Genomic DNA, 8873 nt, shown 5'->3' with positions numbered 1-8873 from the left:
ACCATGAAGACCACGAACGCGAGCCAGAGCACCACCACTGCGTGCCGCCACGCATCCAGCTGCGAAGCACCCGACATCAGCCAGGGCGTGGCCGCGTGCACCCAGAGGATGACGGGCAGGTAGAGCACGAGCACCGCCACCTGCGCTCCGGCGAGCCAGCTGTTGTCGCCGGCGCCGATGAGCACCCCGTCCAGCACGAACACCAGCCCGGAGATCGGCTGCGACACCGCCACGACCACCAGCGCGGCAGCCAACGTGGCCCGCACCGACGGGTCGGAGCTGAACACGTCGGGCAGCACCGTGTGCAGGGCCAGCACGCACGCCCCGAGCACCGCGCCGCACACCACGCCCCAACGCACCATCGTCCGGGTCGCCGACCGCGCGCCCGCGACGTCCCCGGCGCCGAGCGCCTTGCCGGTCAGGGCCTGCCCGGCGATGGCCAGCGCGTCGAGGGCGAACGCGAGGAAGCTCCAGATCGTGGTCGCCACCTGGTGCGCGGCGAGCGGCACGTCGCCCATGCCCGCAGCCACCCAGGTGGTCACCACGATGACGGCGCGCAGCGCGAGCGTGCGCACCACCAGCGGTATGCCGTCCAGCGCGGCCCGCAGCACCCGCACCGGGTGCGGCCGCAGGCTGGCGCCGAGCCGGCGGGCATGGTGGGTCACCACCGCCACCAGCGCGACCGCCATGCCCGTCTGCGCGAGCACCGTGCCCAGCGCGGAACCCGCGATCCCCAGGCCGGCGCCGAACACCAGCCCGATGTTGAGCACGATGTTGGCGCCGAACCCGACGACCGAGACGACCAGCGGCGTCTTCGTGTCCTGCAGCCCGCGCAGCACGCCCGTGACCGCCAGCACCACGAGCATCCCCGGTATGCCGAACGCGGACACCCGCAGGTAGGTCACCGCGTGCTCGAGCGCCACCGGGCTTGCGCCGAACAGGTGCGCCAACGGGCGGGCGAGGAGGGCCACCACGGCCGTGGTCGCCATACCGAGGGCGACAGCCAGCCAGACGCCCGCGACGCCGGTGGCCACGGCGGCACCCTCCGAGCCGGCACCGATCTGGCGGGCGACCGCGGAGGTGGTCCCGTAGGCGAGGAAGACGAAGACGTTCGCCGCGGTCACGAGGGCGGCGCTGGCCACGCCGAGTCCGGCGAGCTGCGTCGTGCCGAGGTGACCGATGATCGCCGAGTCCGCGAGCAGGAAGAGCGGCTCGGCGACGAGCGCGAGGAACGCGGGCACGGCCAGCCGCAGGATCTCGCGACGTTGGTCGGCGGGGTCCTGGGTGACGAGGGAGTCGGGCTCACGCACGGGCGCTCACGCAGGAAGCGTAGACAGCGCCACCGACCCCTTCCTTCACAGGGAAGCGCCCTACGTTCGGCTCGTGGCCCCGCCGGGGCCCGCAGGTGAAAGGAGTTCCCTCCATGGCAGGAAAGTTTGAGCTCTACACCGACAAGCGGGGCAACTACCGCTTCCGGCTCAAGGCGGGCAACGGCCAGGTCATCGCGACGGGTGAGGACTACCCGACCCGCGCAGCGGCGTTGAAGGGCATCGAGTCGATCCGCAAGAACGCGGCGGAGGCGACCCTCGTCGACCAGACCCAGGACGCGGGCGTCCCCAAGCCCACCGCTCCGGTAACCCCGGCGGAGCCGACTCCCGCAGGGGCCGGCGCCGACGGCTGACGCAGCGCTGACAGGAGGCCCCGACGGCGACACGCCGTCGGGGCCTCGTCGTTCTCGGAAGAATCTGTTGTCCACAGCCGGTGGACAGCATCGCTGCAGGTCAGAGTGCTTTTCCCCAATGGGCGCGCAGTTGTGCACAGGGTTACCCACAGGACGGTTCACAAGCCCCCCGCAGTGGCTCCACAGGCCCTCCACAGGTCATCCACACGGGCCGTTTGTGCCGTGCCAGCCCGGCGATCTACCGTGCTGCTCTCCCGTCAAAGGCAACCGGCCGGCATACCGGAGCTGACGGCTGGCGAGGCTCCCCTCCAGGGGCGCAGCACCAGTCGAATCGAACGTATGTCGGTGGGCCATGTTGTGCTGTGCGGGTCCGGTTGGAGCAGATCGTGTGGGAGGGCGTTCGGTGTCGATCGCGGAGCTGGAGTCGCAGGCCTACCGGGACACCGACGGCAGCGACGGACCGGGGCCCGATCGCCTGCCGCCCCAGGACGTGCATGCCGAGCAGAGCGTCGTCGGCGGCATGCTCATGTCCAAGGACGCGATCGCGGACTGCGTCGAGGTGCTGCGCAGTGCGGACTTCTACCGGCCGGCGCACGAGCTGATCTTCGACGCGATCCTCGACCTCTACGGCCGGGGTGAGCCGGCCGACGCGATCACCGTCGCCGACGAGCTCACCAAGCGCGGCGACCTCAGCCGGGTCGGGGGGCAGGCCTACCTGCACCAGCTCATCGCCTCGGTGCCGACCGCGGCCAACGCCGGCTACTACGCCCAGATCGTCGCCGAGCGGGCCGTGCTGCGGCGCCTGGTCGACGCCGGGACGCGGATCGTGCAGATGGGCTACGGCACCGGCGGCGGTGACGTCGAGGACATCGTCAATGCTGCCCAGGCCGAGGTCTATGCGGTCGCGGACAAGCGGGGCGGCGAGGACTACGCCGCGATCGGTGACGTCATCGAGGCGACGGTCGACGAGATCGAGCACGCCCAGGGCTCGGGCGGGGAGATGATCGGCGTGCCGACCGGCTTCACCGACCTCGACGCGCTGACCAATGGGTTGCACGCCGGGCAGATGATCGTCGTCGCGGCGCGGCCGGCCGTCGGCAAGGCACTGGCGCTCGACACCCCGCTGCCCACTCCAGAGGGGTGGACGACCATGGGGAAGGTCGAGGTCGGGGACCGGTTGCTGGGCGCCGACGGGCGGCCCACCACCGTCGTCGCTGCCACGGAGGTCATGACCGGGCGGCCCTGCTTCGAGGTCGAGTTCTCCGACGGCAGCGTCATCGTTGCGGACGCGGAACACCAGTGGCTCACGGATACGCGTGCCAGCCGTCGCTCCTACCAGAGCGCTCGTGATCGGCGGAACCGCTGCCAGAATCAACGCACGTTTGCAGAAGTTCGGACCACTGACGAGATCAGGATGACCCTACGCTGTACGACTGCCGACAAGCGGTTGAACCACAGCGTCAAGCTGACGGAGCCTCTCCAGCTGCCTTCTCGACACCTTCTGCTCCCGCCCTACGTCGTCGGCGCGTGGCTAGGCGATGGAACCTCGGCGGCGGCGCAGATCACCACCGAGGACCTAGGCATCGTCGTGCGACTTGAGGCCGAGGGCTTGGACGTGCGCCCGACTTCCGCGAAGATGCGCTACAACCTCACGCTGCCCATGGAACTGCCATCGGAACGAGAATGCGTCGTTTGCGGGGCGATCTTCACACCACACACGTCACAGGTGAAGACGTGCGGCTGGTCTTGTGGTGGTCGAGCCACGTCGGTGTCGCCCATGTCTCAGGCTCCGACATGTCCGGACTGCGGCCGTCCGTCATCCGGGATGAGGCAGTGTCAAGAGTGCCGGAACCATCATGGCACCGTTCAGGCCCGCTTGAGGACTCTCGGCGTCCTGGGCAACAAGCACATCCCCACCGCGTACCTCCGATCAGGCGAGCAGCAGCGCCGTGACCTGCTTGCCGGCCTTCTCGACACGGACGGCACCGTCAGTGGGAGCGGCTGCGTGCAGTTCACGACCACCAGCGCTCGACTCGCTTCGGACGTTCGTGACCTTCTTGCAGGCTTGGGGTATCGCTGTGGCGAGTCCCGGAAAGTTGTTCGCGGACGTGCCCAAGACTCCTCGATCGCCTACACGCTCACCTTCAGCACGGACGACGACGTCTTCGCCCTCGAGCGGAAGCGGCTTCTGCACAAGGAGCTCCGGTCGCGAAGCTTTCAGCGGCGCGATTCTCGATTCATCGTCGACGTCCGACCGATCACCTCCGTGCCGGTCAAGTGCGTCGAAGTTGACAACGGCTCTCACCTCTACCTGGCCGGTCGGTCGATGATTCCGACCCACAACTCGACGCTGGGTTTGGACATCGCCCGCGCGGCGGCCATCAAGAACCACATGGCGACGGTCGTCTTCTCGCTGGAGATGAGCCGCACCGAGATCACCATGCGCCTGTTGTCGGCCGAGGCACAGATCCAGCTGCAGCACATGCGCAAGGGCACGATGCGCGACGAGGACTGGACCCGGTTGGCTCGCACGATGGGCGAGGTCTCCGACGCACCGCTCTTCATCGACGACTCCCCGAACATGTCGCTGATGGAGATCCGCGCCAAGTGTCGTCGGCTCAAGCAGCGCAACAACCTCAAGCTGGTGATCATCGACTACCTCCAGCTGATGACCTCCGGCAAGAGGGTGGAGAGCCGACAGCAAGAGGTCTCGGAATTCTCCCGGGCGCTGAAGCTGCTGGCCAAGGAGCTCGAGGTCCCGGTCATCGCCATTTCGCAGCTCAACCGTGGCAGCGAGCAGCGGACCGACAAGCGTCCGCAGATGAGTGACCTTCGCGAAAGTGGATCGATCGAGCAGGATGCCGACATGGTGATCCTCATCCACCGGGAGGCCATGTACGAAAAGGAGTCGGCCCGTGAGGGTGAGGCCGACCTGATCGTGGCCAAGCATCGCAACGGGCCGACCGACACCATCGTCGTGGCCTTTCAGGGCCATTACTCCCGGTTCACCAACATGGCGACGAACTTCTGATCTGAGCCGGGACGTCGACGTCACGCACCGGCACGGGGGGCGGACCGGGCCAAGGCGCACGGGCCGAACCGTGCCGGGTTCGCGCCGGGTTAGCGCAGACGGCACCTTGGTCCTCCCGGGCCACCGTCCAGCAGCCTCCCAAGGTTCTCCCACGGCGGGGCCGATTGTTATTGAGGGGCGTCCTCGCCGACCAGCCCGTCGATGGACTCGCGGATCAGGTCTGCGTGGCCGGTGTGGCGGGCATACTCCTCGATCAGGTCGACGAGCACGCGTCGGAGGTTGAGCGTCTCGGGACCGTCCGAGACGGCGAGCGGGCGATCGAGGCCACCGTCGGCGAGGGCCGACTCGACGGCAGCTCGTGACCGCGCGACGGCCTGGAGCCAAAGTTCACGGAGGTCCTCGGCCGAGTCATCGGCGGCGGAGGTCCAGTCCCAGTCGTCGTCCTGGGCCATCGGCGCCCAGACGGCCGGGTAGTCGCGGCCCAGCAGGAGATGCGTGAAGTAGTGGTCCTCGACGAGGGCAAGGTGCTTCATGAGTCCGCCGAGAGTGAGCGTCGAAGGTCCGAGCGTGCGCCGCATCGCGTCGGTATCCACGCCGCCGGTCTTCCACGCAAATGTGCGCCGGTTGCGGTGCAGCGCACCAAGAAGTGCCTCCACCTCGTTGGGCGCGGCAGGGAAGGGGTGTGGCATCAGTTCGGTGGGCTCGCTCATGCCCGCGACGATAGGGCAGTTCCCGGACGAATGGGGTCCGCGTGGGAGAGGCACCTTGGGAATTGATCGGCCATTCCACTGCCCGAATGCCTCGGCTCCCCAAGCGCAATGCGGTATGCCGCGGTATGCCGTGGACTCGCCGCAGTTCGACCAGAGGCAGGTCGGCATGTCATGCTCAGGGACGGAAAGACTTTTTGCTCCATTCCGGAATCGAGAAGCAGAGGACACCGCACATGAAGATCACCATTGACTCCAGCGAGCCGCTTGAAGACGCGATCCGTGTGATCGGGGCCGCCTACGGAGTGACGTTGACGACCGAGACGTCAAATGGCGCGGTTGAGGAGCCCGCTCAGCCGACCGAGCCGGCCCAGCCCAAGAAGGCCGCCAGCTCCCGTCGATCCGCCAAGAGCCGCAGCGCCTCACGCCGTCCGGCCAATGGTCGCCGTGGAGGCAAGAAGCGGCTGGCGAAGGTCAGCAATGCGGAATTGCGCTCGTGGGCCCGTGAGAACGGTCACACCGTCAGCGACCGCGGTCGCATCCCGGCCTCCATCGCTACCGCCTACCAAGAGGCTCAGCAGAGCTGAGTTCCCTTGCCCAGAGGGGGCCTCGTCCGAGCGGATGAGGCCCCTTCTTTGTGTCGTGCGGCGCCTCAGTCCACCACGTCGACGGACGGCTCGATGCGGATCTGTGCCGAGATGGAGTTGGCGATGAAGCACTCCTTGTGCGCCAGGTCCACCAACCGCTGGATCTTCGCGCTCCCCGGGCCGCGCAGCGTGATGTGGGGGCGGAGGACGATCTCGGTGATCCGGGTCGGCGGCTGGTCCTCAGGCATCACCGCCGTCGCTCGATCGACGTAATCCACGACATCGAGTCGCGCACGGGCGGCGATGGCCAGGAAGGAAAGGAGCTGGCAGGAGCTTGCCGCGGCGAGCAGCAGCTGCTCCGGGTTCAGCAGAGCCGGATCACCGCGAAATGCGGGATCGGCACTGACGGTCAGCTCCGGGGCTCCCTCGGGCGCCATTCGGTGCGCGCGGTCGTAACTGTCGTATCCCTGCCCCGTCGATCCGGACCAGGTCAGGGTCGCGGCATAGGTGTGCGTCGTCATGACGCGAGCGTAGGTACCCGCTCGTCGTGGATGTAGGCGCCGATCTGCAGCAACTTGGGCTCGTGCCCCCGGAAGTGGTGGCCACAGAACAGCAGGGGTCGGCCGACTCGCGGAATCCAGGCGCGCACGAGGGCCTCGGCGCCACAGGACCCCGGACGGAGCCTGCCCCGCTTGTCCGGCACCGATCCCAGTGCGTCGCACCGCTCGTCCTTGCCGAGGGGCCGCGTTGCCTCGAGCGGCAGCACGGTGCCGGTGCTCGGGTCGCGGAACTCGACGCTGGGAATCGTCTCGGGGGTAGCGAGGGGGCTCATCGGGGTCTCCTCCACTTCGGCTCGGGACGCGAACAATCGCCTGTACCCCGGTCAACGATCGACGGCCGGGAATGCTTCCTCGTCGGACAGGTGTAGGGAATGGTGAAGGCGGCCTCGAGCCCGGGAATGGCGGCGCCGTAGAAACGGGCAAGTGCCTCGTCGACGAAATCGACGACATTCGCCTCCTCACCCATGTCCTTTCAGTTCACCTGGTCGGGCGAGCGGGGCCGCTTCCCGACTGATCCGCAATGCTCGGCGCCCGCGCGCAGCCCACCGCGTCCGAGGGCCTTCCGCGCCCGACCGCCAGGTCGAGCGGTGACCGTAGACGATGGAGGACGGCATACAAGGAATGAGCGATGGCAAGGATCGCCGCAATGGCGGCGCACGTCAGCCACAACGCGCCCGTGCCGCGGGCGAGCAGCGGTGCCCCCACCAGCGGCGCCACGACGGTGCCGACGCCCCAGGACAGCCCGTAGACCGTCATCACCGTCGCCGCGCCCCCCGGCGGGGCCAGTCGCGAGGCGATCGCTTGCTGGGTCCCGAGGAGGAGGGCCCCGCTGGCACCTTCCAGTGCGGCGCCGACGACCAGCGCCGGAATGGACCCGGCCGACCAGAGGAGGAGCCCGAGAGCCAGCACGACGTATCCGCCGACGAGCATTCCGGCCGAGGGCCACCGCTGCTCCCGCCGGGCGACGAGGCGCTGGGTCGCCAGTGCGGCACCTGCCGACGTCGCGAGCAGCCAGCCGGTCAGCGACGGGCGGTACCCGGCGGCGTCGACCGCCAGCGGCAACATGAAGACCACGACCATGAGCAGCGTCGCGTAGACACAGCCCACGCCCGTCCACGCCAGCAGCCGGCGGGAGACGGCGCCGCGCCAGTGCGGTGGGCCTTGGCGCGCCCCGACCGTGGGCAGAAGCGTCGCGACCACGGTCGCGGCCGCGACGCTCGTGGCCGCGTCCGTGAGGAACAGCGTGCCCACGCCCCACCGGAGGACCAACGCGGCCACGGCCCCCGCGACGACCCCGGCGACGCTGACCGCTGCCCAGAGCAGGGCATAGCTCGAGGCCCGTCGCTGCGGCGGCACGCCCTCGGCGATGAGCGATTGGGTCGCCGGCTCGACGACTTCGTAGGCCAGTCCCAACGCCACGACACCGGCGACGACCACCGGCACCGACCGGCCCAGGCCGATGACCGCCTGGGCACCGCCGGAGGCGAGCAATCCCGCCACGAGCGCGAACCGGGCGCCGAAGCGGTTCGCCAGCACCCCGCCGAGAACCCGCGACGGGATGGTGCACATGCCGAACGCCGCGAGCAGCGACCCGACCAGCGCGAGGTCCACCCCGAGGTCGCGGCCGAGTCGCAGCCCGAGGAAGCCCATCCCGAAGCCGCCGAGACGGTTCACCACCCGCGCCAGCACCAGAATCCGCGTAACTGATGTAGCGTCGTTCGTCAGTGACACGAGCAGGAAGGTACGTGACTTCTCAGATGCGTTTCAACAGTCACGTCGAGCGGTTGCTGACGACCACCGTGCGACTGGTCAACACCCTCACCCCGGGCCAGGACGGGGGCCGGCCGGTCACCGCTCCACACGGCGAACAGCTGCGCGACGTGATCGCCTCCGCCGCACGCACCGAGGCGTATGCCGTGCGCCCCGGTCCCGCACAGGCGCGCGCCCTAGTGCCCCACGTCCTCCGCGCACGCGAGGTGTTCGAGGCGCTCGCCGCCGACGACGAACGCGCTGCCGCGGCGATGGTCAACGAAATGCTGCGGGCGACGAACGCCCGGCCGCAGCTGGACCAGGACGGCGAGCGCCACTCCCTGCACTTCCACGGACCGGACGACTCCTTTTCCCGGGGCTGGGCCGCGGGGATCGCGGCCGGGCTGGCGATGGCCATCGGCGGTGACCTCGGCAGCCGGCTGGGTGTCTGCTCCGCGCCCGCGTGCGACCGGGTCTACGTCGACCTGTCGAAGAACTCGCACCGACGCTTCTGCTCCACCCGGTGCCAGAACCGGGTGAAGACCGCGGCCTACCGCA

9 protein-coding genes are annotated in these 8873 nt (G+C 69.1%); 4 read left to right on the top strand and 5 right to left on the bottom strand.

What is annotated here, in order from left to right:
• Window positions 1-1310 (bottom strand): MATE family efflux transporter (locus VFL99_RS11160; protein ID WP_325106431.1); only part of this gene is annotated, 1310 nt, incomplete at its 3' end.
• 113 nt (window positions 1311-1423) lie between these two features.
• On the opposite strand from VFL99_RS11160, the gene VFL99_RS11155 reads away from it, so the two are divergent.
• On the top strand, window positions 1424-1681 hold the full coding sequence (locus VFL99_RS11155) for a YegP family protein (protein WP_325106430.1): 258 nt from the start codon (window positions 1424-1426) through the stop codon (window positions 1679-1681).
• 403 nt (window positions 1682-2084) lie between these two features.
• Entirely contained in the window at window positions 2085-4712 is a 2628-nt protein-coding gene (gene dnaB / locus VFL99_RS11150) for a replicative DNA helicase (protein ID WP_325106429.1), read from the top strand.
• Between the two features lie 167 nt (window positions 4713-4879).
• On the opposite strand, the gene VFL99_RS11145 is transcribed toward dnaB, so the two are convergent.
• Entirely contained in the window at window positions 4880-5422 is a 543-nt protein-coding gene (locus tag VFL99_RS11145; protein ID WP_325106428.1) for a DinB family protein, read from the bottom strand.
• Window positions 5423-5655: 233 nt separating this feature from the next.
• Here VFL99_RS11145 and VFL99_RS11140 point away from each other — a divergent pair, with 233 nt between their 5' ends.
• Window positions 5656-6006, top strand: a complete 351-nt coding sequence (locus tag VFL99_RS11140) for an Lsr2 family DNA-binding protein (RefSeq protein WP_325106427.1) — start codon at window positions 5656-5658, stop codon at window positions 6004-6006.
• Window positions 6007-6071: 65 nt separating this feature from the next.
• Here the strand turns inward: VFL99_RS11140 and VFL99_RS11135 are convergent, their stop codons facing one another.
• The 3 genes from VFL99_RS11135 to VFL99_RS11125 form a co-directional block, all read right to left on the bottom strand.
• Window positions 6072-6527 (bottom strand): OsmC family protein, encoded by a 456-nt coding sequence (locus VFL99_RS11135; RefSeq protein WP_325106426.1) that lies wholly within the window; start codon window positions 6525-6527, stop codon window positions 6072-6074.
• Window positions 6524-6838 (bottom strand): DUF7455 domain-containing protein, encoded by a 315-nt coding sequence (locus tag VFL99_RS11130; protein WP_325106425.1) that lies wholly within the window; start codon window positions 6836-6838, stop codon window positions 6524-6526. Before VFL99_RS11130 ends, VFL99_RS11135 begins: the two co-directional genes overlap by 4 nt.
• Before the next feature lie 205 nt (window positions 6839-7043).
• Complete coding sequence (locus VFL99_RS11125; protein WP_325106424.1) at window positions 7044-8297, bottom strand: MFS transporter; 1254 nt, start codon at window positions 8295-8297, stop codon at window positions 7044-7046.
• Between the two features lie 26 nt (window positions 8298-8323).
• Between VFL99_RS11125 and VFL99_RS11120 the strand changes: the two genes are divergently transcribed.
• Window positions 8324-8873, top strand: a 550-nt coding sequence (locus VFL99_RS11120) for a CGNR zinc finger domain-containing protein (protein ID WP_325106423.1), incomplete at its 3' end; no start/stop codon positions are given.

This window comes from Segeticoccus sp. (genome assembly GCF_035708005.1).
This window is presented reverse-complemented; position numbering and strand designations above follow the sequence as displayed.

What these genes read in the sequence shown, in the direction of transcription:
- VFL99_RS11145 (WP_325106428.1), bottom strand. Translation starts at nt 5,422, where the DNA reads ATGAGCGAGCCCACCGAACTGATGCCACACCCCTTCCCTGCCGCGCCC.
- VFL99_RS11140 (WP_325106427.1), top strand. Translation starts at nt 5,656, where the DNA reads ATGAAGATCACCATTGACTCCAGCGAGCCGCTTGAAGACGCGATCCGT.
- VFL99_RS11135 (WP_325106426.1), bottom strand. Translation starts at nt 6,527, where the DNA reads ATGACGACGCACACCTATGCCGCGACCCTGACCTGGTCCGGATCGACG.
- VFL99_RS11155 (WP_325106430.1), top strand. Translation starts at nt 1,424, where the DNA reads ATGGCAGGAAAGTTTGAGCTCTACACCGACAAGCGGGGCAACTACCGC.
- VFL99_RS11130 (WP_325106425.1), bottom strand. Translation starts at nt 6,838, where the DNA reads ATGAGCCCCCTCGCTACCCCCGAGACGATTCCCAGCGTCGAGTTCCGC.